Source organism: Mitsuokella apri, assembly GCF_047974105.1.
Lineage (GTDB): Bacteria > Bacillota > Negativicutes > Selenomonadales > Selenomonadaceae > Mitsuokella.
In genome coordinates this window covers 192,215-217,636 of the sequence record NZ_JBHYRS010000002.1, presented here as the reverse complement: position 1 = coordinate 217,636, position 25,422 = coordinate 192,215, and the positions used below count along the sequence as shown (strand labels likewise).

At 56.1% G+C, this 25,422-nt stretch carries 21 protein-coding genes; 13 read left to right on the top strand and 8 right to left on the bottom strand.

What is annotated here, in order from left to right; translation table 11 throughout:
- Positions 1–207: 207 nt before the first annotated feature.
- From ACE419_RS03970 to nspC, 5 genes are all read left to right on the top strand, one after another.
- Positions 208–1,659, top strand: a complete 1,452-nt coding sequence (locus ACE419_RS03970) for an aminotransferase class I/II-fold pyridoxal phosphate-dependent enzyme (RefSeq protein WP_435721086.1) — start codon at positions 208–210, stop codon at positions 1,657–1,659.
- Positions 1,660–2,043: 384 nt separating this feature from the next.
- Positions 2,044–2,904: a polyamine aminopropyltransferase gene (speE, locus tag ACE419_RS03965; protein WP_435721085.1), complete on the top strand. Its 861-nt coding sequence runs from the start codon at positions 2,044–2,046 to the stop codon at positions 2,902–2,904.
- On the top strand, positions 2,885–3,757 hold the full coding sequence (gene speB, locus ACE419_RS03960; protein ID WP_435721084.1) for an agmatinase: 873 nt from the start codon (positions 2,885–2,887) through the stop codon (positions 3,755–3,757). The genes speE and speB overlap by 20 nt, the downstream gene beginning before the upstream one ends.
- 68 nt (positions 3,758–3,825) lie before the next feature.
- Positions 3,826–5,028, top strand: a complete 1,203-nt coding sequence (locus ACE419_RS03955) for a saccharopine dehydrogenase family protein (protein ID WP_432647903.1) — start codon at positions 3,826–3,828, stop codon at positions 5,026–5,028.
- Positions 5,028–6,191: a carboxynorspermidine decarboxylase gene (nspC, locus tag ACE419_RS03950; protein ID WP_435721083.1), complete on the top strand. Its 1,164-nt coding sequence runs from the start codon at positions 5,028–5,030 to the stop codon at positions 6,189–6,191. The genes ACE419_RS03955 and nspC overlap by 1 nt, the downstream gene beginning before the upstream one ends.
- A gap of 37 nt (positions 6,192–6,228) precedes the next feature.
- Here the strand turns inward: nspC and ACE419_RS03945 are convergent, their stop codons facing one another.
- The 8 genes from ACE419_RS03945 to ACE419_RS03910 form a co-directional block, all read right to left on the bottom strand.
- A complete protein-coding gene (locus tag ACE419_RS03945) occupies positions 6,229–6,510 on the bottom strand; it encodes a hypothetical protein (RefSeq protein ID WP_435721082.1) in 282 nt (93 codons plus the stop codon).
- A gap of 172 nt (positions 6,511–6,682) precedes the next feature.
- Positions 6,683–8,026: a nitrogenase component 1 gene (locus ACE419_RS03940; RefSeq protein ID WP_435721081.1), complete on the bottom strand. Its 1,344-nt coding sequence runs from the start codon at positions 8,024–8,026 to the stop codon at positions 6,683–6,685.
- Positions 8,023–9,387, bottom strand: a complete 1,365-nt coding sequence (locus ACE419_RS03935) for a nitrogenase component 1 (protein ID WP_435721080.1) — start codon at positions 9,385–9,387, stop codon at positions 8,023–8,025. The genes ACE419_RS03940 and ACE419_RS03935 overlap by 4 nt, the downstream gene beginning before the upstream one ends.
- Positions 9,388–9,398: 11 nt before the next feature.
- On the bottom strand, positions 9,399–10,472 hold the full coding sequence (gene hypD / locus ACE419_RS03930; RefSeq protein ID WP_435721079.1) for a hydrogenase formation protein HypD: 1,074 nt from the start codon (positions 10,470–10,472) through the stop codon (positions 9,399–9,401).
- Positions 10,469–10,699, bottom strand: a complete 231-nt coding sequence (locus ACE419_RS03925; RefSeq protein ID WP_432648521.1) for a HypC/HybG/HupF family hydrogenase formation chaperone — start codon at positions 10,697–10,699, stop codon at positions 10,469–10,471. Before ACE419_RS03925 ends, hypD begins: the two co-directional genes overlap by 4 nt.
- Positions 10,700–10,738: 39 nt before the next feature.
- Complete coding sequence (hypF, locus tag ACE419_RS03920) at positions 10,739–13,150, bottom strand: carbamoyltransferase HypF (RefSeq protein WP_435721078.1); 2,412 nt, start codon at positions 13,148–13,150, stop codon at positions 10,739–10,741.
- Between the two features lie 38 nt (positions 13,151–13,188).
- Positions 13,189–15,870 (bottom strand): nitrogenase component 1, encoded by a 2,682-nt coding sequence (locus ACE419_RS03915; RefSeq protein WP_435721077.1) that lies wholly within the window; start codon positions 15,868–15,870, stop codon positions 13,189–13,191.
- 111 nt (positions 15,871–15,981) lie between these two features.
- The gene (locus ACE419_RS03910) at positions 15,982–16,743 is read right to left on the bottom strand and encodes a nucleotide-binding protein (protein WP_435721076.1); all 762 of its coding nucleotides are present in this window, start codon (positions 16,741–16,743) and stop codon (positions 15,982–15,984) included.
- Between the two features lie 808 nt (positions 16,744–17,551).
- Here ACE419_RS03910 and ACE419_RS03905 point away from each other — a divergent pair.
- From ACE419_RS03905 to secF, 8 genes are all read left to right on the top strand, one after another.
- Positions 17,552–18,520: a D-2-hydroxyacid dehydrogenase gene (locus ACE419_RS03905; RefSeq protein ID WP_432647453.1), complete on the top strand. Its 969-nt coding sequence runs from the start codon at positions 17,552–17,554 to the stop codon at positions 18,518–18,520.
- Between the two features lie 208 nt (positions 18,521–18,728).
- The gene (locus tag ACE419_RS03900) at positions 18,729–20,192 is read left to right on the top strand and encodes a nicotinate phosphoribosyltransferase (RefSeq protein WP_432647452.1); all 1,464 of its coding nucleotides are present in this window, start codon (positions 18,729–18,731) and stop codon (positions 20,190–20,192) included.
- Positions 20,193–20,212: 20 nt separating this feature from the next.
- Positions 20,213–21,073 (top strand): shikimate dehydrogenase, encoded by an 861-nt coding sequence (locus ACE419_RS03895; protein WP_435721075.1) that lies wholly within the window; start codon positions 20,213–20,215, stop codon positions 21,071–21,073.
- Positions 21,074–21,103: 30 nt separating this feature from the next.
- Positions 21,104–22,231 carry a tRNA guanosine(34) transglycosylase Tgt gene (tgt, locus tag ACE419_RS03890; RefSeq protein ID WP_432647450.1) on the top strand — a complete coding sequence of 376 codons (1,128 nt, stop codon included), beginning with the start codon at positions 21,104–21,106 and terminating at the stop codon, positions 22,229–22,231.
- 65 nt (positions 22,232–22,296) lie between these two features.
- Positions 22,297–22,575, top strand: a complete 279-nt coding sequence (gene yajC, locus ACE419_RS03885; RefSeq protein ID WP_295631793.1) for a preprotein translocase subunit YajC — start codon at positions 22,297–22,299, stop codon at positions 22,573–22,575.
- Positions 22,575–23,183 (top strand): 5-formyltetrahydrofolate cyclo-ligase, encoded by a 609-nt coding sequence (locus ACE419_RS03880; RefSeq protein ID WP_435721074.1) that lies wholly within the window; start codon positions 22,575–22,577, stop codon positions 23,181–23,183. The genes yajC and ACE419_RS03880 overlap by 1 nt, the downstream gene beginning before the upstream one ends.
- Positions 23,184–23,230: 47 nt before the next feature.
- The gene (gene secD / locus ACE419_RS03875; protein WP_432647457.1) at positions 23,231–24,469 is read left to right on the top strand and encodes a protein translocase subunit SecD; all 1,239 of its coding nucleotides are present in this window, start codon (positions 23,231–23,233) and stop codon (positions 24,467–24,469) included.
- Positions 24,462–25,379 carry a protein translocase subunit SecF gene (secF, locus tag ACE419_RS03870; protein WP_435721073.1) on the top strand — a complete coding sequence of 306 codons (918 nt, stop codon included), beginning with the start codon at positions 24,462–24,464 and terminating at the stop codon, positions 25,377–25,379. The genes secD and secF overlap by 8 nt, the downstream gene beginning before the upstream one ends.
- Positions 25,380–25,422: the final 43 nt, after the last annotated feature.

Sequence of the window (25,422 nt, the reverse complement as noted above, 5' to 3'; positions counted from 1 at the left end):
TGGATACCCACTACGGCCTTGAGGCTGCACGCTGCACGCTGCCGCAACAAGGATGGCAAGGCGGCAGGAGATGGTGAGCTGTCAACGCTCCGCGCAGCAGGCTGAAGCTTCGCTTATGGGAACAGCCATTTTTCTCAGGTATTTCTCGTATGTAGATAAGGTGTTTTTCGCTAGGGAAATAAAGATATAAAGGAAGTGAAAGTTACGTTGAAAGGTTATCTTTCGCAGGAGAGTGCGCCGATTTTGGAGGCGCTGGAGCGGATGAAGCGGGCGCGGCTGGTGCCGTTTGATGTGCCGGGGCATAAGCGAGGGCGCGGGAATCCGGAGCTGCGGGATTTTCTCGGGGAGAAGTGTCTTGATGTCGATGTGAATTCGATGAAGATGCTCGACAATCTCTGTCACCCGGTGTCGGTCATCCGTGATGCCGAACAGCTCGCGGCCGAGGCGTTTGGCGCGGCGCATGCGTTTTTTATGGTCGGGGGCACGACGTCTGCGGTGCAGGCGATGGTGATGACGGCGGTGAAGCGCGGCGATAAGATCATCATGCCGCGCAATGTGCATCGGAGTGCCATTAATGCTTTGATTCTCTGCGGCGCGATTCCGGTTTATGTCAATCCGCAGATGGACCATACGCTCGGGATTTCGCTTGGCATGCGCGTTGAAGAAGTCAAGGATGCCATCAGGCGTCATCCGGACGCGAAGGCCGTGCTCGTCAATAATCCGACGTATTACGGCATCTGCTCGAATCTCAGGGAAATTGTCAAAGTCGCACATGAGCACGGCATGATGGTGCTTGCCGACGAGGCGCACGGCACGCATTTTTACTTTCACGATAAGCTGCCGGTCTCGGCGATGGCGGCGGGGGCCGATATGGCGTCTATCAGCATGCATAAGTCGGGCGGGTCGCTGACGCAGAGCTCGATGCTGCTCTGCGGGCCGCATGTCAACGCGGGCTATGTGCATCAGGTCATCAACATCACGCAGACGACGTCGGGCTCGTATCTTCTGCTTTCGAGTCTCGATATCAGCCGGCGCAATCTCGCGCTGCACGGACAGGAGATTTTTGACAAGGTCATTTCGCTTGTCGAATACGCGCGCGAGGAAATCAACGCGATTGGCGATTATTATGCCTACGGCCGCGAGTTCATCAACGGCGATTCGATTTTCGACTTCGATACGACGAAGCTCTCGATTTTCACGCGGCCGACGGGGCTCGCGGGCATCGAGGTCTACGACATTCTGCGCGATGAGTACGACATCCAGACGGAGTTTGGCGATATCGCAAATCTTTTGGCCTATGTGTCAGTCGGCGACAGGCCGAAGGATATTGAACGCCTCGTCGCGGCTCTCGCGGAGATCCGGCGCAATTACCGCAAGGATTCGTCGAAGATGCTGAAGGCCGAGTACATCGAGCCCGAGGTCGTCTACGGGCCGCAGGAAGCGTTTTACGCGGAGAAGGAGTCTTTGCCGCTTGAGGCAACCGTCGGACGCGTCTGCAGCGAGTTCGTCATGTGCTACCCGCCGGGGATCCCGATTCTCGCACCGGGGGAGCGCATTACGGAGGAGATCCTTACCTATATAAAATATGCGCGTAAAAAGGGGTGCCAGATGACGGGGCCCGAAGACATGACGATTGCACGGCTCAATGTGGTGAAATAGGGAGAGTTCGATGAAACGAGGCGGCCACTGGGGCACAGCCAACGCTCCGCGTGGTCTTCTGCTAAACTTATTTTTGCCTTTTATGGCATCCTTACGAAAGAGCTAAACGCACTTCGTTTGGACGGACGCTCTTTCGCAAGGGTTCTGGTTGGCAAAAATAAGTTCTTCACGCAGAAGACCAAAGCTCCACTTAGGGCTGTGCCCCATGGCCTCAGGCTCGCATATGCTTTTGCAAATTGAGGCGGCATCATATGGTATCCAACGCTTCGCGCAGCAGGCTGAAGCTGCGCTTATGGATACCACCTGATGCCTCAGGGCTGTGCTTCTATGAAACAATATTATTTTCAAGTTACGACGCTGTTCGTGCGATAAAGGAGGGCTTAGATGGAACTTTGGTTTACGGAGAACCATACGCCGAATGTCCGGCTTTCGATTAAGGTGGACCGGCAGCTTTATTCGGGGCGCAGTGAGTTTCAGCGCATCGATATTTTTGATTCGAAGGAGTTCGGGCGGTTTTTGACGCTTGACGGGTATATGATGCTGACGGAGATGGATGAGTTCATTTACCACGAGATGATCACGCATGTGCCGATGTGCGTCAATCCCGACGCGCGTGAGGTGCTGGTCATCGGCGGCGGGGATGGCGGGACGGTGCGCGAGCTGCTGCGTTATCCGACGATTCGCCATATCGATCTCGTAGAAATCGATGAGCTCGTCGTCGAGGTCTGCAAAAAGTATCTGCCGCAGACGGCAGGGTGTCTTGGCGACCCGCGTGTCAGCATTCATTATGAGGACGGGCTGAAGTATGTGCGTCATGCGGAAAATGCCTACGACCTCATCATCGTCGATTCGACGGACCCGTTTGGGCCGGGCGAGGGGCTGTTTACGAAGGAGTTTTACGGCAACTGCTATAAGGCCCTGCGTGAGGACGGCATCATGGTCAATCAGCATGAGAGCCCGTTTTATCAGCAGGATGCGTACGCGATGCAGCGCGCGCATAAACGCATTGTCGATTCGTTCCCGATAAGCCGCGTTTATCAGGCGCATATCCCGACGTATCCTTCGGGGCACTGGCTGTTTGGCTTTGCCTCGAAAAAACGCCATCCGGTCAGGGACGTCAACTGGGTGCGCTGGAACGCTCTCGGCCTTAAGACGCGCTATTACAACACACAGCTGCATGCCGGGGCTTTTGCCCTGCCGAACTATGTGGAGGAGATGTTAAGAGATGTTGAACCGGAAGCGTAATGTCGAGACGTTCCTCGGCTGCGAGAACGATTATGAAGAGAGCCGCATCGTGCTGTACGGCGCGCCATTTGACTCGACGACGTCGTACCGTCCGGGCACGCGCTTTGCGAGCCGCACGATGCGCGCGGAGTCGTACGGCCTTGAGACGTACAGTCCGTATCAGGACCTCGACCTCGAGGATGCGAAGGTCTTTGACGGCGGCGACCTTGAGCTCTGCTTTGGCGATACGGAAATGGCTCTGCGCGATATCGAAGCCTGTGCGCGCGATATCGTCGGGGATGGCAAGCTGCCATTTTTAATCGGCGGCGAGCACCTCGTGTCTCTGCCGGCCGTCCGCGCCGTCTACGAAAAATATCCCGACCTTGCGCTGATTCATTTTGACGCGCATACCGATTTGCGCGAGGAATATCTCGGCAACCGACTCTCGCACGCGACGGTCATCCGCCGCATCTGGGAGTTTCTTGGCGATGGCCGCATCCATCAGTTTGGCATCAGGAGCGGCGAACGTGCGGAATGGTATTGGTCGGCAGAAGGCCATACGCATATCCAGAAGTTCAGCTTTGCGGGACTTGACGAGACGATTGCAAGTCTCAAGGGCAGGCCCGTCTACCTCACGATTGACCTCGACGTGCTCGACCCTTCGTGTTTCCCGGGCACGGGGACGCCGGAGGCGGGCGGCGTGCGCTTTACGGACCTTCTTTCCGCGGCGCTGCGCGTCATCCGCGGCTGCCATATCGTCGGCTGCGACATGGTCGAGCTCTCACCGCCACTCGACCCGAGCGGCGCGTCGACGGCCACGGCCCTGAAGCTGCTGCGCGAAATGCTGCTCTGTTTGGAAAAACCGTATCTCTGACTGCAAAAACATCAGGGGTCCGTTTAAGATTTACATACATAACTACATTATTATCAGGAGGCCTTAATATGGGAAAAGCTTTAATCATCGGCTGCGGCGGCGTTGCGAGTGTCGCCATTCACAAATGCTGCCAGAATTCGGACGAGTTCAGCGAGATCATGATTGCCTCGCGTACAAAGTCGAAATGCGACGCGCTGAAGGAAAAACTCGAGGGCACGACGAAAACGAAAATCCAGACGGCTCAGATTGATGCCGACAATGTCGACGCACTCATCGCACTGATTAACGAATTTAAGCCTGACGTCGTCTTAAACCTCGCTTTGCCGTATCAGGACCTGCACATCATGGATGCCTGCCTCGCGACGAAGACGAATTACGTCGACACGGCAAACTACGAGCCGGAGGACACGGCGAAGTTCGAGTACAAATGGCAGTGGGCTTATCGTGAGCGCTACGAGAAGGCCGGCATCACGGCACTTTTGGGCTCAGGCTTTGACCCGGGCGTCACGGGCGTCTTTGCGGCCTATGCGCTCAAGCATCATTTTGACGAAATCAACTACATCGATATCCTCGACTGCAACGCCGGCGACCACGGCTATCCGTTTGCGACGAACTTCAATCCGGAAATCAACATCCGCGAAGTCTCGGCCAACGGCAGCTACTGGGAGGACGGCCACTGGGTCGAGACGAAGCCGATGGAAATCAAGCGCGTCTACAATTTCCCCGAAGTCGGACCGAAGGACATGTACCTGCTGCACCACGAAGAGCTCGAGAGCCTCGGTCTCAACATCCCGGGCATCAAGCGCATCCGCTTCTTTATGACGTTTGGTGAAAGCTATCTCAACCACCTCAAATGCCTCGAAGATGTCGGCATGACGTCGATTGAGCCGATTGAATTTGAGGGCAAGCAGATTGTCCCGCTGCAGTTTTTAAAGGCTGTGCTGCCTGACCCGGCGAGCCTCGGCCCGCGCACAAAGGGCAAGACGAATATCGGCTGCATCTTCCGCGGCAAGAAAGACGGCAAGGACAAGACGTACTATCTCTACAACGTCTGCGACCATCAGGAATGCTATAAGGAAGTCGGCTCGCAGGCCGTTTCGTACACGACGGGCGTGCCCGCGATGATTGGCGCGATGCTCATCATGAACGGTACGTGGAAGGGCCCCGGCGTCAAGAACATCGAAGAGTTCGACCCGGACCCGTTCATGGATGCCCTCAATAAATGGGGCCTGCCATGGAAGGAAAGCTTTCATCCGGAGCTCGTCGACTGATGGGCGCGCAGAAAACGTTACAGGAGCTTTACCGTCCGGAATGCCTCGAAGTGCCGACGCCGTCGTATGTCGTCGCGGAAGACCTCTTAGAGCACAACCTCGCTATCCTGCACGAGATTGAGGAGAGCACGGGCGCGCATGTGCTGCTTGCGCAGAAATGCTTCTCGATGTACCATTACTATCCGCTCATCGCGAAGTATCTCTCGGGCACGACAGCCAGCGGCCTCTATGAGGCAAAACTTGGTCATGAGGAAATGGGCAAAGAGAATCATGTGTTCTCGCCGGCGTATAAAGAGGAAGATTTTCCTGAGCTCGTGAAAATCTGCGACCATATCCTCTTCAATTCGTTTGCCCAGTGGGAAAAATTCGGCCCCGAGGCCGTGGCCAAAGGTGTTTCGTGCGGTCTGCGCATCAATCCCGAACGCTCGACACAGGAACACGCGATTTACGACCCGTGTGCCGAGGGCTCAAGGCTCGGCGTGCGGCTGCGCGATTTTGAGGAAGACAAGCTCGCAGGACTCGAGGGCCTGCACTTCCATACACTCTGCGAACAGGGCGCCGATGCCCTCGCGGTGACGCTTGAGGCCGTCGAAGAGAAATTCGGCAAATACCTTCCGCAGATGAAGTGGCTCAATTTTGGCGGCGGCCATCACATCACGCGGGAAGGCTACGATATTGCGCTCCTCAAGAAATGCATCCGCCATATGCAGGAGAACTACAATCTTACCATTTACATTGAGCCCGGCGAGGCCGTGGCGCTCAATGCCGGTTTCCTCGTCGCGACAGTGCTCGACATCCAGAAGAGCAGGGAAAGCGACGGCATTGCTATTCTCGATACTTCGGCGGCCTGCCATATGCCTGACGTCATCGAGATGCCGTACCGTCCGCCCGTTATCGGCAGCGGCGGGCCGCACGAAAAGGCCCATACGTACACCTTCGCGGGGCCGACGTGTCTGGCCGGCGATACGATTGGCACGTATTCGTTTGACGAAAAACTCGCTGTCGGCGGCCGCATTGTCTTTGGCGATATGGCCATCTACACGATAGTCAAGAACAACACCTTCAACGGCATGCCGCTGCCCGACATCATCGCGAGCAAAAAAGACGGCAGCTGGCAGACTGTCCGCCATTTTGGCTACGAAGATTTCAAGATGCGTCTGTAATTTCCCATAAAAAAAGCTCCCCATGACGGGGAGTTTTTTATTTGCGGATATGTTTCCATCCTAAATAAAGATGGCTGCCGAAGAAAAAGACCATGCCGATGAGGAAAATCCCTGCGGCCATGGGCGTGGTCACGCGCTGCCACGCGGCTTCTCCGTACGTCAGCGTGCCCGCCGCATTCATGAGCAGCAGAAAGAAAAAGGCCTTGAGTCTGTAGAGGCGCCGAATTTTGCCGAGACGCTGCAGGGCCAGCGTGAAAATCGAAAAGCCAAACGTCTGAATGATGGCGTAAGCGAAGACATGAGCGATTGTTAAGAGCATAAAATTTCCTTTTTATCTTGAAAATGAGAGATAGACCTGAGGCCATTGGAGCATAGCCATAAGGGAAGCTTCAGCCTGCTGCGCGGAGCGTTGGCTATGCCCCAATGGCCGCCTCGTTCGCACATATACACATGTCTGAAGGAAACAGATGATTCGCGGCGATTTGTCTCCATTATACGCTTTTTTCCTGCAGTTTGGCCAGAACTTTTTGGGCAAAGTCCGAAAAAACATTTTCTTCGATGAGATTCGGGATTTCTTTGAGATACAGGCGTCCCGAGAACGCGGTGTGCGGCAAAGGCACGAAAGCAGCAGCGGGCGGGCAGATGGGCCGATAGAGCGGGTCGGCGATGACGAGGTCCGCTGTCTTCAGCACGGGCACGAGCTCGGCTTCGTCGGTCAGCTGCAGGGTGTCATACGTGCAGATTTCGGCCTCGGTTTCCATCGGCACAATGACCGTGGGCAAAAAGCCGATTTTTTCTGCTAAGGCCGCGGCCAGCGACTCGGCAAAGACCGTCTCGCCAATCAGGAAAATTTTCTGAGGCTGCTTCGGCCTAGCGGCATTTGCTGAAAAAGATTTGCTGCGTTCTTTCGCGAAAGTTGGCTGTGCTGCCCGAGAGCAGGGTGATGCAGAAATAGGCAAAGCAGCGGCGCCGCAGACAGGGGAGAATTTCCCGCCGATGGGCAGACCGACTTTATACGGAACGCCGAGTTCCTGCTGCATTTTTCTTGCCGCACCGAGTCCGCCGTAACTCAGGACGAGACTGCAGTCGGCATCATAGGACGATAAAATCTCGTCAAAAGAACTGCCCATAGCCCAGCAGCTTTTTACCATATGGCCCTGACGTTCGAGCCATTTTTTGATGGAATCAACACTGCCGTTCATGGCAAAGTCAAGCGGCGTCGCGCCGAGCAAATTGATTTTAAGAGGAACTTCCTCCGTAAATGGAGGAGCCGCGGCAGGATTTTTTTTGCTGGCTCCATCCGTTCCGTTATCTTCATCGGGAAGGACCTTTTCTTTATGATTGCCCTGCTGCCGGCCGGCAAAGCCTGTCTGTTTTGCTTTTTGGCAGACAAAGTCCGCAATCTTTTCAAGTGCAAAAAATATGCCGCGCCCGTAGTAATGCATGCTGTTCGTCGGCAGCGTGAACGAGGGGATACCGGTCTTTTTTTCGATGATGCGGCAGAGGGCACGGCAGTCCGTCGCGATCATATGGGCAATCTGCGAGGGAATCAGGCAGATGAAACGCGGCTTTAGCTCGCGGGCGGCCGTGACGATATCGTCGACGAGTTTCCGGTCGTTGCCGAGAATCGCGTCCTGCTCCGTGAGGGCCGAGACGAAAATCAGGCTGTCCTCATGGAACCAGCGCGGCTCGTCGTGCGTCGTATACGTCGAATTGCAGCCCGAGGGGTCGTGGATGACGACCATGCCGCCGAGCTCATAAAGTGCCGAGCAGACGCCGAAGGTATCGGCCGAATACGTGGAGATGATGCTGGCAGTTTGTTTCATATGTTTCATAAGATACACGGCCCCCCAAGTCCCTTGCGGCTGACATTTGCTTCGATATCTTTAGGTTGCTGGTATGCAGCCATCATATCGAGGGCGAGTTTCTGCACGGCGGCAAAGCCCCAGCGCCCGCCGCTTTCGACGAGATTGACAAAATACGGCGTATTGTTGAAATAAGCGGCCTTCTGCCCGAGGGCCAGCAGAGCCGGTTTTCCGTCCTGCGGCGCGGCCGGCCTTTTGAGCACGCGCAAAAGAGGGGCCTTTGTCGGCCAGAGTTCGATATTGCCGTGGTGTTCCTTAAGCCAGTAAAAATCTTCTTCTTCCTCAGGGCTTACGGCATCGCTGTAGATTTTTGTGACGGCAAAGCCGTGCTCACACAAGAGCTTTGCAAGGCCAAACGGGCGGAACGTAAACGACAAATCGAGGGCCAGAGGCGTGCTGCCGATAAGAGCCCGTGCTTCCTGCAAAGTTTTTTCGGCTTTTGCCTGTTCGTGCGAAAAATCAGGGCAGGGCAGGCCGAGCTTTGCGGCCAGTTCTTTTAGGAGCGCTGCGATTTCTGTAAAGTCCCATGTCTGCGGCAGATAGAAAAAATCCTGCTGCAGGCGTTTTTTCATATCCTGTACGGCCGGTACGGAAAAGGGATTCGTATAAAGGTTGAGCCTTGAGGCGCCGAGTTTTTGAAATTCGTCGTAACTCTGACAGTCCGACATATCGCGTATAGCAAAACCGCCCGCCTGCAGGAGTTTCACGAAGTCACTGTCCCTGTCGGTCTTTAAATTGTTGCCGAAAATCGAGACCTGCTTTTCCTTTGGCAGCTCCGGCAGCAGGCGGCCGATGGCGCGGCGCAGGCGTTCTTCTGGCTTTAAGTGGCGCGTCTGGCGGATTGGGTCCATGAAGCATTCGGCAAACGCGATGTCAGGGAAACGCTTGCGAAGTGTCTGATAGACAAAGCGCAGATTGCAGCCGAGAAAATGATGGACGCAGGCCGGAAACAGCAGGATGGCACGCGGCCTGTAGGGCAGGCGCGCGAGAATGTCCGTGACGCCCTCGATGATCAGCATTTCGTTGTCGCGTCCCGTCAAGTCGTTCTCGTGCAGTTCAAGGGAAGAAAACCTTCCCATGAGCCCCATTTCAGCGGCCGTCAGCACGACGCCGCGCAGACAGCCCGAGGCGCAGATGAAAATCTGATGCGTCCCGGGAATCCGCATGCCCGTATGCACGATGTTCCACGTGCCGCGGCACGGCGCGGAGTACTCGAGGGCGTGCGGGAAGGGAGCAGGATACTCTGCCTCGCGCAGAAGAACGGAAACAGGCCCGGACGGCTCCGTTGCATCAGCAACTTGTGAAGTTGGCGGAAAAAGCCGCTTCAGCATGGTGACACCCCCTAGTCTTTTGGCAGCGAAAAAGCCTGCTTTGTGCCGTAGCGGTAGTAAGCGGAGCAGGCCCCTTCGCGCGAGACCATGCAGGCGCCGATTGGATGCTCCGGTTTGCAGATTTTGCCGTAGAGCGGGCAGTCCATCGGCTTGATATTCCCCTGCAGCACCTCGCCGCAGCGGCAGGCCGGATTGGCATGGCCCTCGATTTTTGGCAGCCTGAAATGTCTGCGGGCATCGAAGGCCGCGTATTTTTCGCGCAGCTGCAGGCCGCTCTTTTTGAGCACGCCGAGGCCGCGCCATTCGGAGTCGCAGGGCTCCAAGTATTCTTCGATAAGCGCGCAGGCCGCTGGATTGCCCTCAGGCCTTACGACGCGCGGATAGCAGTTGACGAAAAACGGCTTTCCCTGCCGGCTTTTTTCGATAATGACCGCGATGGCCGTCAAAAGCTCGCTGGCCGTAAAGCCCGTGACGACGCCGGAAATTCCTTGTTTTGTGAGCTCTTCCGGAAGTTTTGTGCCCGTAATTGCGCAGACATGGCCGGGGTAGAGATAGGCGTCCGTGTGGCTCGCCATGGCCTTGTAGGCGGCCGGCATGGTCTTGTTGGCCGTGAGCAGGGAAAAATTCTTGAGACCGAGTTTTGCCGCGCGTTTGACGGCGAGGCACGAAATCGGCGTGGTCGTCTCAAAGCCCACGGCGAGGAAGACGATTTCTTCCTCGGGATGCTCCGCCGCATATGTCACGGCATCGAGCGGCGTGTAGACGATTTGGACCTTGCCGCCTTGGCTGCGCGCATCGTAGAGATTGCCCTTTGTGCCCGGCACGCGCATGAGGTCGCCAAATGTGCAGATGACGGCTTTTTTCTCCAAAGCGAGAAAAATCGCCTCATCGATATAGGAAACCGGCGTCACGCAGACGGGGCAGCCCGGCCCTGAAATCAGCTCAATATTTTGGGGCAGCAGGCTGCGGATGCCGAGCCGGAATATTTCATGCGTATGCGTGCCGCAGACTTCCATAATGCGGATTTTCGGGCCCTGATAATTTTTTATGATGGCAAGCGCCCGCTGGGCAGCGTCTTTTTTCATCCGTCTATTTCCTCCTGCTCATCAAGACCCTGCAGCAGAGTATTCGTTTCTTCTTCATCATCGGCCGTGATTTTGGCGATGGCGAGACCTGCATGAACCATGACGTAGTCGCCGGGGTCGATATCCGTTAGGAGTTCGGCCGAGACTTCGCGGCGCGCGCCCGAGGCATCGACGAGGGCCATGCCGTCTTTGAGACTCACGACTTTAGCTGGCAATCCGACACACATGATAAGACTTCCTTCCTAAATATATAAAACAAATTGATCTCACGATTTGGCCTGCTTCTGCAGCGCATACATGGCATAGGCTGCCTGTCCGACACAGATGCCGCCGTCATTGGGCGGCATCAGGCTGTGCTGCAGGACCGTAAAGCCCGCCTGCTGCAGACGCTCTTTGACAAGGCGCAGCAAGAGGAGATTCTGGAAGACGCCGCCGCTTAGGGCCGCCGCATGGCAGCCGGAAATTGCGCGCGCACGCTCGCAGCCAGAGAGAATCTCTTCAGCAAGAGCTGCATGAAAGAGATAGGCAAGCATTTTGGGGGCTTCTCCCTGCCGACGCAGCCGGTAGAGCTCCGCAAAAAGGGCGTCGTTCGGCAGCAGGAAGCGGCCGTCGGCGGCTTTTTTGAGCTTTTTAGCAGGGCTTTCCTCCGCATTTATGGGCTTTGCAAAATCCGCGAGACCATGAAGTTCTTCAAAAAGTTCTTCAATAGGAGATTTTCCGGCGTCAAACTGCTCTTTTTCCCAGCTTTCCGCGGCAAACTGCAGGGCCATCGAGGCTTCGCCCTCAAATGTCGACCGGCGGCGAAGGCCTAAAAGCGCGCTGACGCCGTCAAACAGGCGGCCGGCACTCGTCGATTCGATGCAGTTGACATTTTTTTCGAGCATGAAGGACTGGGCCTTAAATTCCTGCTCGCTGCAGAGGCCAAGTTCCTGCACAATTTTCTGCCATTCTGCATGGCTGCGGCCGTTTTTGAGCAGGGAGACGGCGATGCGCCAGCCCTCGCGCGAGGATTTGTCGCCGCCCGCCTGCATGAACGGCATGATGGAGCCGAGTCTTTTGAAGCCCTCGTAACCGGCAAGCAGAAATTCGCCTCCCCAGATTGTGCCCTCCGTGCCGTAGCCCGTGCCGTCAAACGAAACGCCGATGACGGGCTCCTGCCAGTCGTTTTCGGCCATACACGAGAGAATATGCGCGTAGTGATGCTGGATTTTGAGGAGCGGCACATTTGTTTTTTCGGCAAGTTCTGCGGCTACCGTCGTTGTATTGTAGCGCGGGTGCAGGTCGCAGGCGATGACTTCGGGCTGATTCTCGAGCAGCGACTCCATGAGCCCGACAGAATCTTTGAGAGCCAGCACCGTGCGCAGGTCGCTCATATCGCCGATGTAGGGCGAGGGATAAAATAGGTGATTGCTCGCGAGGCAGAACGTGTTCTTGAGTTCGCCGCCGATGCCAAGCACCTGACCTTTTAAGGGTGCACTGAGCAAAAAAGGCAGCGGGGCAAAGCCGCGGCTGCGGCGGATCATGTAAGGTTTCCCTTCGAACCAGTCCATGACGGAATCATCGGCGCGCAGCCGGATCCGGCGGTTGTGCGAGAGGATGCAGTCGCACATGGGCAGGAGCGTTTCTGCGGCCTCGCGGTCGTTATGGCAGATTGGCGCGCCCGAGGGATTGCCGCTCGTCATGACAAGCATGGCGGGCATCTCAACATCGTCCTGACCCGGAAAATCGAATAACAGCATTTGGACAGGGGCATAGGGCAGCATGACGCCGACTTTTGGATTATCGGGGGCGACACTGGGGGCCAGAGGACTGTCCTCTTTTCTTCGCAGCAGCAGAATGGGCTTCTGGTGGCCCGTCATCATTTCTTCTTCGCCGTCTTCCACCTCGCAGGCTGCACGCACGGCGTCCATATCGTGCATCATGACGGCAAAGGGCTTCTGCGGGCGGTGTTTGAGCGCGCGCAGGCGGCTGACGGCCTCTTCGTTCGTGGCGTCGCAGCAGAGATGGAAGCCGCCGATGCCCTTAATGGCCGCGATGCCGCCTCCCGCAATCGTGCGGCGCGTCTCCGTGATGGCCTCTTTGCCGCGCACGTCCTCACGTCCCAAAAGATAAACTTCAGGCCCGCAGCTGTTGCAGCAGACGGGCTGGGCATCGTAGCGGCGGCTCTCCGGCGTCACATATTCCTCATGACATTTTTCGCACATCGGGAATTCGCGCATACTCGTGCGTTCGCGGTCATACGGCATGGCCTCGAGGATGGTCAGGCGCGGACCGCAGGCCGTACAGTTGATGAAAGGATGCAGATAGCGGCGGTCGTGCGGGTCATAGAGCTCTTTGCGGCATTTATCGCAGGTCGCGATGTCGGGCGAGACAAAGATATCGCCGCGTTCCTTGGCACTTTCGATGATTTCAAAGGAAGAAAATGGCTCCGCAGCAGGAATTTTTTTCGCATCGATTTTCAAGATGGCCGCGCGTTCCGGTGCTTCTGTGCGCAGTCCCTGCTGAAAGGCCCGCAGATTTTCCTCTGTGCCCTCGGCAAAGACTTCGACATAAGGCCCCTTGTTGCAGACGCTGCCCAAAATTTCATGAGCGGCGGCCAGTCTGCTGACAAACGGCCGGAAGCCGACGCCCTGAACGATGCCGTAAATCTTGATTTGTAAGCGTGATAGACGTGACATAAGAATTTCCTCATATATATTTATGCTTTTAGGCTGATTTATTCGTAATGGCCCGAAAGGGCAAAATGCGGCAGTTTGATGAATGTTCCTGTAAATTCAGGCGGCAGCGCGCGCCGCAGAATTTTGTCGCCGAGCACGATAGCCTCGGGACGCGCCTGAAGATAAGCAAAAAAGTCGCGCTCCCCCTTAAAATGGCAGTCGCCATTTTCCTGCAGCTGTTTGTCCATGGCAAAGAAACTGCCGACATGGACGCAGGTGTCATCGTATCCCAGTTCCGCAAGTATCGCCCTGCGAAGATTATTGGCCAAAATCTGCTGCTGGACAATCAGGATGGAAATAGACTTTTGGGGCTGCGCTTTCACGGCATCCCTGACTTTCTGCAGGATATCATGGCAAAAATCCTGCAGAAAACGGCGGGGAAGTTCGGTTTCGATGGGAATATCGCATCTTCGCTGCAGGAAGCGGGCGGCTTTGAGGCCGCTCGGCGAAACAACCATGACTTTCTGCAGGCTGCCTGCCTGACAAAAATCAGCGAGCCGGTCGAAAAAGACGGCCTTGCTGCCTGTTTTTTCGGCTGCGGCCGTCACCGCAGCGCGCAGGGATTTTTCGGCAGCGGGCGAAAAGTCAAGCGGCGTCAGGCCGAGCACGCCGACTTTGTCCGGCTGACTTTTTTCATCATGCTGCTCTTCGCCGCCCTGCCTTTTGCCGGACTGCAGCGTATTTACTCTATTTACTTTGTCAGCAGACGGCGTGGCAAATTTTTTGAGCAGGGACAAATAGGCCTTGCCCGCGCCTTCATCGTAAAGATGTGTGCCGTCGGTCTCGGCCGCGATGGCCGGCAGCCCTGTTTTGTTCTCAATCATGCGGCAGAGCGCGCGAAAGTCCGTGGCGATGACGGCCGGCACCGGCGTACTGACAAGGCCGACGAATTTCGCAGGGATTTTTTCAGCGGCATCTGCGATTTTCTCAACAAGTTTATCGTCGCGGCCCATGATGGCATCCATATCGCGCAGGCCGGCACTGAAGACAGCAGGGACATTTTGCCGGTGCGGATATTTTGCTGCTGGATAACGCTTTTCTAAATCTTCCCTTTGCCAGCGTGGCTCATCAAAGCCGCAGATATTGCCGGCGCAGCCGCCCGCGTCGACGATGACGGTAAGGCCGCCGAGCGGGAAAAGCACCGAAGCGGCACCGGCAGTATCGGGAGCAAAGGGAGGCAGGGCAAGGGAAAGGCCGGCAGGCAGTTTCTCATTTTTTTCCGCTGCCTCTGTTTCTTTGGCGAGAATTTTTGCGAGAAACACGGCCTGTGAATATGAGGCAGTTTCAGCCGCTGCATCCTGTTTCTCTCGGCAGCCGTCCGTAACCGGACGCTTTGCGTCAGTCAGGCTGTCTTTGATTAGCAGCGGGACTGCAGCGTCATGGTCCATGGCTTTGGTCATGGCGTGGAAAAGACTTTCCACGGCCTGATAGCCAAAGGGCTGCACGAGCTCATTCCAAGGCAGTTTTTGGGCCTGCGGATGATATGTGCAGGCATCGGCGCCGAGTGCGAGCGTCACGGACGTATCTTCCTCATAATAAAGAATCGTGGGCTCGAGATTCGAGTAGATGCGCGTAGCGGGCGAGAGCTCTGCCAGTCTCTTGATATAGAAAGAATCGGCCGCGGACGGCAGGGCAAAGATTTCGCGGACCGTCAGACCACAGCGGACAAAAGCCAGCGCGAGTTCAAAGGGATTGGCATTTACGCGGCTGCCGATGGCGATAACGGCATCATCATGCTGCTGGCAAAAATCATGAACGGCAGCTTCTGCCCTTTGCCGGCAGTCAGCCAGAGCCGTCAGGGCAGGAGAAGCCCCGATAATCTTACTGAGGGCCTGATACTGCCGGCTAATCTTGTCGATTTCATAAAGGCGCTGCAGGCGGATGGAGGGGATACCGAGACGCTTTTCAAGCTGCAGGGCAGCAGAAGACGCTTCTTCTGACAGCACAAGGTTGAAATTGGCCGCGGCGAGCTCCTGAAAGTCTGCGTAAGCATGGCAGCTGGCAAGTTCCCCGATTTTCCGGATGCCGGCCTGCCGCAGGAAGGCGCGGAGCTCCGAGTTTTCCGCGACAGGCGAGAAAAAGCCCATGAGATTGGCCTGAGCAGGCCTTTTTTTGCGTGGCTCCAGGAGACCGTAAATCGTCTCGCGCACGGCAATCATCGGCGGCCGGATGCTCTCGCGCGTCAGGGCGTACATATAGCAGGGCCGCACGGGCAGCCCCGCAGTTTTTTCCGCCTTACGGCAGACGCGCTCCATATCCGTACCGAGAAGGGCATCGACGCAGGTCAGGCATATCAGGACGACGGAAGGCACTTCTTCGCGGCTTTCCGCAAAAGCCCTGACGGCTGCAGGAATTTTCGCGAGATGGCGGCCCGTGACGATGTCGTTTTCGTCGAGCTCGAGATAGGCGAAGCGTTCGCCGTAATGTCCTTCGCCCTGAAGAGCCGCCGTATTGCGGCCGCAGCAGGCAGGGGAGACGAGCAGCATGATGCTGCCGGGGATGGTGAGGCCCGCGCGCTTGACGCCAAAGCCCTGCGCGCCGGGCGAGTTGAAGTCAATCGCGGCCGGCGTGTTGCAGATGAGGTGCCTATCTGTGCGCAGCTCGTCCGGCAGGCCGGCACTGCCTTTTGCCGCCATGCGGGCGGCGAGTTCTTTTATGGGGATACTGTAGGCTTCTGGCATAAGCGCTCCTTTCTTCCCTTTCTGTCCTGTCTTTCTTGTCTTTCTTGTCTTTCCTGCTTGTCCTGCTCTGGCTGGCAGAATTTAAAACGTGATGCAGCGCCGTCTAAAATTTCAGCTGTTTTCGGGATCTGCAAGAATTTTTTTAGCCAGCGCGAAAAATTCCTGACTGACCGCGTCCTCAGGGTTATCTTCCACGACGGTTTTGCCGCGTTCCTCGGCGTTGCTGATGGCGTCGCTGCGCGGGATGTCCGCGAGGATGGGAATGCGGTGCTTTTCGGCAAAAGCCTGTACTTTTTCTTCTTCATGCGGGACATTGCGTCGGTTCAGGAGGATGCCGCGGACTTTGGCGTAGCCGCGGTCGGCAAAATTCTCAACGGCCGTGGCGATGTTATTGGCCGCGTAAAGCGCCATTTTTTCGCCGGACGTCACGATCAGGACATCTTCGGCATAGCCCTCGCGGATCGGCGCGGCAAAACCGCCGCAGACGACATCGCCGAGAACGTCGTAGAGCACGACATCGGGCTGTTCCTGCTCAAAGAGCTCGAGGTCTTCAAGCAGATTGAACGTCGCAATAATGCCGCGCCCCGCGCAGCCAAGCCCCGGCGTCGGTCCGCCCGTCTCAAGGCAGAGCACGCCGCCAAAACCGCGCGCCGAAATAGCCGCGAGGTCTGAAGGCTCTTCATCAAATTCGCGCATATAGCCCATGACCGACTGCAAGGATTTGCCGCCAAGCAGATTGATCGTTGAATCTGCCTTCGGGTCACAGCCAATCTGGATGACTTTTTTCCCCATGACAGCCAGCGCCGCCGCCAGATTGCTCGTCAGCGTCGACTTGCCGATGCCGCCCTTTCCATACACCGCAATTTTCCGCATAAAATCCCTCCTAAAAATACACTACCTTCTATTATAAAGGGGAAGGGAAGTTCTTTCAAACATGTGTACAGATTTTTAGTTTGCGGGATGAGGTGAGTGGAAGCGAGGCGCCAGCGGGGCCTGCCTGACGCTGCGCGTGGCCGGTGGCTAAATTTATTTTTTGTCTTTTATGGTATCCTTACGAAAGAGCTAAACGCTCTTCGTTTGGACGACGCTCTTTCGCAAGGGTTCTGGCGGACAAAAAATAAATTCTTCACGCCAGCGGTCAAAGCTCCGCTTACAGGCAGGCCCCACTGGCTTACGTCGTGTTGCTTCATTGTTCAGCCGTATCTTGACAGGTATTTTCGAGGAACGAGCTCTGCCCTCGCTGCGAAGCAGCTTAGGGCAGGGAGCGAAGTTCTACTCTGTTTTGGCAAAGAGCAATGATGTCAACAGATCAAAACAAAGAAGCGCACAGGGGAGAAAGTCCGCCTGCCCGCGAGCAAAAAGAAACTGGGGGCGGGGGAATGTTTTTCGCCTGCAGGCGCGCAGTGACTGCCCGCAGGGCTGAGCCCCAAGAAAATCCTGCTAAAACCCGCGATGTCAGAACGCCGCGGCAGGCGGCGAACTTTCTTCAAAGTCAATCTCCAAAGTGGGGCTCATTTAACGGAGCGGCGAAGCCGAAAAACATTTCCCCGCCCCACGCTACGATGTGCGTAAAATGCATGTAACCCTGTAACATCTTTTTTGCTCACAAAAAAGGCTTTTCCCATATCATGACGAAATAAAAAATAGAAACAAGAATTTTACAGGAAGGGAGCCTTCTCTTATGAATATTGCTGTCGTCAATTCCTTTATGAACGATGCCCATCGCGAAAAAATCCGGCAGGCCGCGGCCGAGCATCAGATAAATGTGGCCTTCTACACCTCAAATGAAGAAGCCCTGCCGCATATGGCCGATGTCGACATCATCTACGCTGCCGCGACGGGCGGCGGCCATAAGCTTGCCTTGGCCGCGCCTCATCTCAAATGGTTCTGCAGCGTTTCCGCGGGCGTCGACCCCGTGCTCAAGCCCGGCGTGCTGCCCGAAGGGTGTCTCTTGTCAAATTCTTCGGGTGCGTACGGCGTGACGATTGCCGAGCATCTCGTCATGGTGACGCTGATGCTTCTGCGCCGTTATCCGGAATACGATGAAATGATTCGCCGCCATGAGTGGCGCAACGACCTGCCGCTGCGTTCCATCAAGGGCAGCCGCATCACGATTGTCGGCACAGGGGACCTCGGCACGCGCTACGCGGAGCGCATTCAGTCGTTCCAGCCTGCCGCCATCATCGGCGTGAGCCGCACGGGCCGCAAGCGCAGCCCTGTTTACGATGAAGTCGTCAAACAGGATGAGCTTGAAACGTATCTGCCGAAGACCGACATCCTCGTGCTCTGCCTGCCGGGCACGAAGGAGACGAACAATATGATTTCGCGTGAACGTCTGGCCCTGCTGCCGAAGGATGCCTTTGTCATCAACGTGGGCCGCGGCAATTCGCTTGACCAGAACGCCCTTGTTGAAGCCCTTAATGCTGACAAACTTGCCGGCGCCGCCCTCGATGTTATGGTCAAGGAGCCAATTCCGGAAGGGGACCCGCTTTGGACAGCCAAAAACGTCATTCTGACGCCGCACTGCTCGGGCAAGATGACGCTTGCCTACACGCGCGACAAGACGGTGGCGATGTTCTGCGAGGACCTCGAGCATTTTGTCAAGCAGGAGCCGCTTGCCCACGAAGTCAAGCGCAGTCTCGGCTATTAATATGACGATATTGAGGCTCTTGGTTGTTTTCCTTCTATATTATTACCGCGTATTTTTTTAAAAGGACCGCGTCAGAAAAGGGGATGCGGTCCTTTTTCTTTGCATCCCCCTGATGAAAATGATATAATTGATATCGTATATCCAAATATCCAAATCCATTCTATAAATTTGGCCGTGCTTTTTCACGGCATCAAAGGGGTTGGCTTCATTGACGCAAACGCAGTTTGACAAACGCAACATCACGATGATGATGGACTTTTACGAATTGACCATGGCCAATGGTTATTTCGCGGATCATGATAAGGATGTTCAGGTAGCTTTTGATGTGTTCTACCGTCAGAATCCGGATGAAGGCGGTTTTGCCATTTTCGCCGGGCTCGAGCAGGTCATTGAATACGTTGAGAATATGGAATTCACGGATGAAGACGTGGAATATTTCCGCCAGCAGCATATGTTCTCGGAAGAATTCCTCACATATCTCCGGAACTTCCACTTCAAGGGCGATATCTACGCACTGCCGGAGGGCACGGTCATGTATCCGAATGAGCCAATCCTGACGGTTGTGGCGCCGCTCATCGATGCCCAGCTCGTCGAAACGGCCATTCTCGCGCAGATCAATCATCAGTCGCTGATTGCCACGAAGGCACGCCGCATCTGCAAGGCAGCGGCAGGCCGCGCAGTTTCGGACTTCGGCGCCCGCCGTGCGCACAACATGGATGCCGCGACGTACGGTGCCCGCGCTGCCTACATCGGCGGCGTCGTCGGCACGGCTACGTGCTCCGCTGGCCAGATGTTCGGCATTCCGATTTCGGGCACGATGGCACACAGCTGGGTCATGTTCTACGGCGATGAGTATGAAGCCTTCAAAAAATACGCCGTGACGTATCCGGATGCGACGATTCTGCTCGTCGACACATACGATGTCATCCATTCGGGTATCCCGAATGCCATCCGCGTGGCTCATGAAGTCCTCGAGCCGATGGGCAAACGCCTCCTTGGCATCCGCATCGACTCGGGCGACCTCGCGTACCTCTCGAAGCGCGTGCGCAAGATGCTTGATGATGCCGGCCTGCCGGACTGCAAGATTGTCGTTTCGAACAGCCTTGACGAATTCACGGTCAGCTCGCTCTTCAATCAGGGTGCCTGCATCGATTCGTTCGGCATCGGCGAACGCCTGATCACGGCGAAGTCGGAGCCGGTCTTCGGCGCCGTCTACAAGCTCGCAGCCGTCGGCGTGGACGACCACTTTGAGCCGCGCATCAAGGTTTCGGAGAACGTCGAGAAAATCACGAATCCGGGCCTCAAGGACCTCTACCGCGTTTACGATGAGAACGGCCATGCCGTGGCCGACCTCATCGCCAACTGCGGCGAGAGCATCGACGGCACGGAGCCGTTCCGTTACGTCGACCCACAGAAACCGTGGAAGAACCGCTCGTTTGAGAACTGCACATTCAAGAACCTGCGCAAATGCTATGTCCGTCAGGGCAAACGCACGGAAGAGCTGCCGAAGCTCGCCGACATCCGCGACTACGTCAAACAGCAGCTCGACCATGAGATTTGGGAAGAGGAACAGCGCTTTGAGAATCCGCACCGCCATTATCTCGATATGACGCCGGATTACTATGAGCTCAAGATGGACCTTCTGACAAAGACGCGCCGCGCTCACGGCTGATGAGCTGAGAGGAACACGTCATGATCAAAGGAACGACTAAAAATCTCGGCGTCATGGGCTGGCCCATCGCGCATTCCCTGTCGCCGGTGCTGCAGAATGCGGCCATCGAAAAGGCAGGGCTTGATTACGTCTACATCTCGCTTCCCGTGCCGCCGGAAAAACTCAAAGAGGCTGTAGCTGGCCTCAGGGCCATGAACTTTACGGGATGGAATGTTACAATTCCGCATAAGCAGGCCATCATGGCTGAACTCGACGAAGTGGCTGAGGATGCCCGCATCATCGGCGCCGTCAATACCGTCGTGAACCGCGAGGGCCATTTGATGGGCTGTAATACGGATTATATCGGTTTTATGCAGCCGCTTGAGGAGCAGGGCTTTGACCCGAAAGGCAAAGAAGTCACGCTTTTAGGCGCGGGCGGCGCGGCGCGTGCCGTCATCTTTGGCCTGCTGCGCGCCAAGGCCGGACGCATCACGCTCGGCGTGCGCAATCCGCAGAAGGCTGAAAAACTTGCCAAGGAATTTTCGGCGTACGGTGATATCCGCGTGCTGCATTGGGAAGATACAGCATTCCGGGAGCATTTAGCCGCAACGGATTTGCTCGTCAATACCACGCCGCTCGGCATGTACCCGAAGGTCGAGGGCATGGCACCGGTCGACTGGGAGAAACTCAAAAAGACGGCCCTTGTCTACGACATTATCTACACGCCGGCCGTGACGCGTTTTCTGCGCGAAGCAAAGGAGCATGGCCATATCGTCATCAATGGCGAAGGCATGCTCGCAGGGCAGGGGGCCGCGTCTTTCAAGCTCTGGACCGGCGTACAGCCTGACCTCGCGCTGATGAAACAGGCCCTGCGTGCGGAACTTGCCGAGCGCCAAAAATAAAAATAAAGATAAGAAAGTTGAGGATTTTATTTGACTGCAATCACCTATGAACTCGTGAAAAAAGACGAGCGCACGGGGGCGCGTGCCGGCATCATCCATACGCCGCACGGCAGCTTCCCCACGCCAATCTTCATGCCAGTCGGCACGCAGGCATCTGTCAAGGGTGTCTCGCCCGATGAGCTCAAGGACCTCGGGGCAGGCATCATCCTGTCGAATACGTATCACCTTTTCCTGCGTCCGGGCATGGACCTCATCCGCGAGGCCGGCGGCCTGCATAAATTCATGCACTGGGACCGCGCCATACTCACGGACAGCGGCGGCTTTCAGGTCTTCAGTCTCGGCGATTTGCGCAAAATCACCGAAGAGGGCGTGACCTTCCGCTCGCATATCGACGGCTCGAAGAAATTCCTTTCGCCGGAAGTCTCGATGGAAGTGCAGATGGCCCTGGGCTCGGACATCGTCATGGCCTTTGACGAATGCGTGCCGTATCCGGCCGATTACGACTATGCAAAAAAATCGACGGAGCGCACGATCCGCTGGCTGGAGCGCTGCAAGAAGACCATGACGGCCCCCAATCAGGGCCTGTTTGGCATCGTGCAGGGCGGCATGCACAAGAACCTGCGCGAGTGGAGCGCCAGGGAAACCGTCGCCATGGACCTGCCGGGCTATGCCGTCGGCGGCCTGTCGGTCGGTGAACCGAAGGAGCTCATGTATGAGATGCTCGAATATTCGACTTCGCTTCTGCCGGAAAACAAGCCGCGCTACCTCATGGGCGTGGGCACGCCGGACTGCCTTGTCGAAGGCGTGCAGCGCGGCATCGACATGTTCGACTGCGTCTACCCGACGCGCGTCGCGCGCAACGGCATGGCCATGACTTGGACGGGAAGACTCGTCATGAAGAACGCCCAGTTCACGCACGACCATCATGTGCTCGAAGAGGGCTGCGGCTGCTACGCCTGCCGCAACGGCTACACGCGCGCCTACATCCGCCATCTCGTCCGGGCTGGTGAGATTTTCGGCCTGCGCCTGCTGTCACTGCACAATCTTTACTTCCTGCAGGAATTCATGCGCCGCATGCGTCAGGCGATTCTCGAAGACCGCTTCACGGAGTTCCGTGCGGATTTCTTCAATAATTACCAGATGCACGGCAAGCAGTAAATTCGTTCATCGTTCATTCGTTTCCATATATTATGTAGATTTTAAATTTTAGAAGGAGTGTTTTTATGAGTCCGGAAGTACTCGGGACCTGGGGTCCTATCGTCGTCATGATCGCGATTTTCTATTTTCTGCTGTACCGTCCGCAGAAAAACCAGCAGAAACGCCGCAAGAGCATGCTGGACAGCCTCAAAAAAGGCGATCAGGTCATCACGATTGGCGGCATCTACGGCACGATTGAAGAGCTCGGTGAAAAATCGCTGAAACTCAAGATTGCCGATGGCGTCGTCATCGAAGTCGTGCGCTCGAGCGTCAACGCCAACGTCACAAAGCAGGAGGCTGCCTGATGGGCCAGGCTTCATACGAAGAGCAGGTTCATAAGGAAAAACTCGCTGCTAAAAAAGAACTGCGCAAAAAAATGGTGGCTTTCCGCCGCAGCCTGACAAAGGAGCAGCGCGCAGAAAAGAGCAGGGCCATTCTCCAGAGGTTTTACGAAGAGCCGGCTTTCCAAAAAGCGAAAACCATCTTTGCCTATGCCTCGATGCCGGATGAAGTTCAGCTTTACGACCTCCTGCGCGAAGCCCTGAAACAGGGCAAGCGCGTCGGCCTGCCGCTGATTACGGGCAGGGGTCTGATGGAAGTCGTCAATCTGCCCTCTTTAGATGCTCTCGTTGCAGGCGAGTTCGGCATCCTGACGGTAAAAAAGGAGCTGCAGGAAATCATCCCTGGCTCCGATATTGACCTCATCATTGTGCCGGGCGCGGCTTTTTCCGAGAGGGGAGACCGCCTGGGCCTTGGCGGCGGCTACTACGACCGCTACCTCAGTGATAAAGCACCGCAGGCTTTTCGTGCAGCCCTGACCTTTGACGGCCAGATCACGGCGCAGGTGCCCACGGAGGCACATGATGCCAAAGTCAATCTGATCCTGACGGAAACGCGTCGGATTGAACCATAAATAGACCACGTAGAAAGGGTTGTGAAACGTTGAGAAAGAATAGTCTCATCAAACTCATTGTCTGCATCGTGGCGATCGTCGCTATTTTCCTTGCTTTTGTCAAGCCGCTGGCCAATTCCATCCGCCAGGGCCTTGACCTGCAGGGCGGCACGCATGTCGTGCTCGAAGCCGTCGATACGGATGCAGCAAAAGTCAACGATGATGCGATGAACCGTGTCGTCACGATCATGGAGAAGCGTGTCAACGCACTCGGCCTCACCGAGCCGATCATCCAGCGTGAGGGCGAACGCCGCGTCATCATCGAGCTGCCGGGCGTCAAGGACCCGGATGCCGCCATCAAGACCATCGGCAAGACGGCCATGCTCGAATTCAAGGACGAGGATGGCAATACGGTGCTCACGGGTACCGACCTCAAGGACGCTCAGGCTGCGACGAATCAGCAGAACGGCCAGAACGTCGTCAACCTCGAATTCACCGATGAAGGCGCGAAGAAATTCGCCGACCTCACGACAAAGAATGTTGGCCGTACGATTGCCATCCTGCTCGATGGCGAAGTGCTGACGGCTCCGAACGTCCGCGAGCCGATTCTCGGCGGCAAGGCTGAAATTTCCGGCCAGAAGACGCTCGAAGAGGCCCAGAACCTCGCTGTCGTCCTCCGGAGCGGTGCATTGCCAGTAAAAGTCAACATCATCGAGACGCGCACGGTCGGCCCGACGCTCGGCCAGGATTCTAAGGATAAATCGGAATTCGCCTTTGCTGTCGGCCTCGGCGCCGTCCTGCTGTTCATGATTCTCTTTTACCGCATGTCGGGCTTCATCGCCGATATCGCGCTGATGGCTTACACCATTATGCTGCTTGGCCTGCTGTACCTCCTCGATGCTACGCTGACGCTGCCTGGCGTCGCCGGTATCATCCTGTCCATTGGTATGGCCGTCGATGCGAACGTCCTGATTTTCGAGCACTTCAAGGAAGAATATCAAATTCAGGGCAAGACACTGCGCCTTTCGATGGAATCGGGCTTCAAGCGTGCGTTCACGACAATTTTTGACTCGAACATCACGACCATCATCGCCGCCGCCGTCCTGTTCTTCCTCGGCACCGGCACGATCCGCGGTTTCGCCATCACGCTGGGCCTTGGTACTGTGCTCTCGATGTTCACGGCTATCACGCTGACGCATTACATGCTCAAGCTCATGGTTGACTCGAAGATCTTCGAGAATCCAAAAGCTTATGGTGTCACGGGCTTCATGCTCTGGAAAAAGGAGGATCTGAAGAAGAATGCCTAAATTTGATATTGCAGGCCATCGGAAAATCTGGTTCCTCATTTCCGCGCTGATCATCATCCCAGGAATCATCTGCATGTTCGTCCGCGGTTTTAACTTCGGCATCGATTTCACCGGCGGCACGATCATCGACCTCAAATTCGATCAGCCGGTCGCCATTTCGCAGGTTCGCACAAGCCTTGCCAAATACGACCTCGATGACGCGACGATTCAGCTTTCCGGCGCGCAGTCGGATGTCAAGGAATCCGAAGACGTTATGATCCGCACGAAGGACCTCGAAGAGGACCAGCGCAAGGAAGTCATGGCCACACTCAAGAGCGACCTCGGCGATTACAAAGTGCTGCGTGAAGAAAAAGTCGGCGCCACAATCGGCGGCGAGCTCATCACGAACGCGCTTCTTGCCCTTGTCGTTTCGTGGGCCCTCATCATCCTCTACGTTGCGTACCGCTTTGAGCTCCGCTTCGGCATCGCGGCCGTGCTCGCGCTGATTCACGATATCCTCATCGTGCTCGCGGTGTTCTCGCTGACGCAGCGCCAGATTGATTCCTCATTCATTGCGGCCCTTTTGACCATCGTCGGTTATTCCATCAACGATACCATCGTCATTTTCGACCGCATCCGCGAGAACCTCAAGCTGCATTTCCGTCGCGGCGGCGACGTCAACCAGCTCGTCAACCGCAGTATTTATCAGACGCTGACGCGTTCTCTCTACACGGTCTTCACGGTTCTCTTCACGACCGCTTCGCTTTATTTCTTCGGCGGCGACACGACAAAGGACTTTGCCTTTGCCCTGCTCGTCGGTTTCTCCGTCGGCTGCTATTCGTCTATTTTCATCGCCAGCCCGCTCTGGATCATCTTCCGCAACTGGGGGGAAAAGAGAAAACATCAGCCGAAGCCGGAAGCTGCGGCCTGAGACTGCCTGTTCACAAGATTTTTAAAAGCTGCTGCCCTATGGC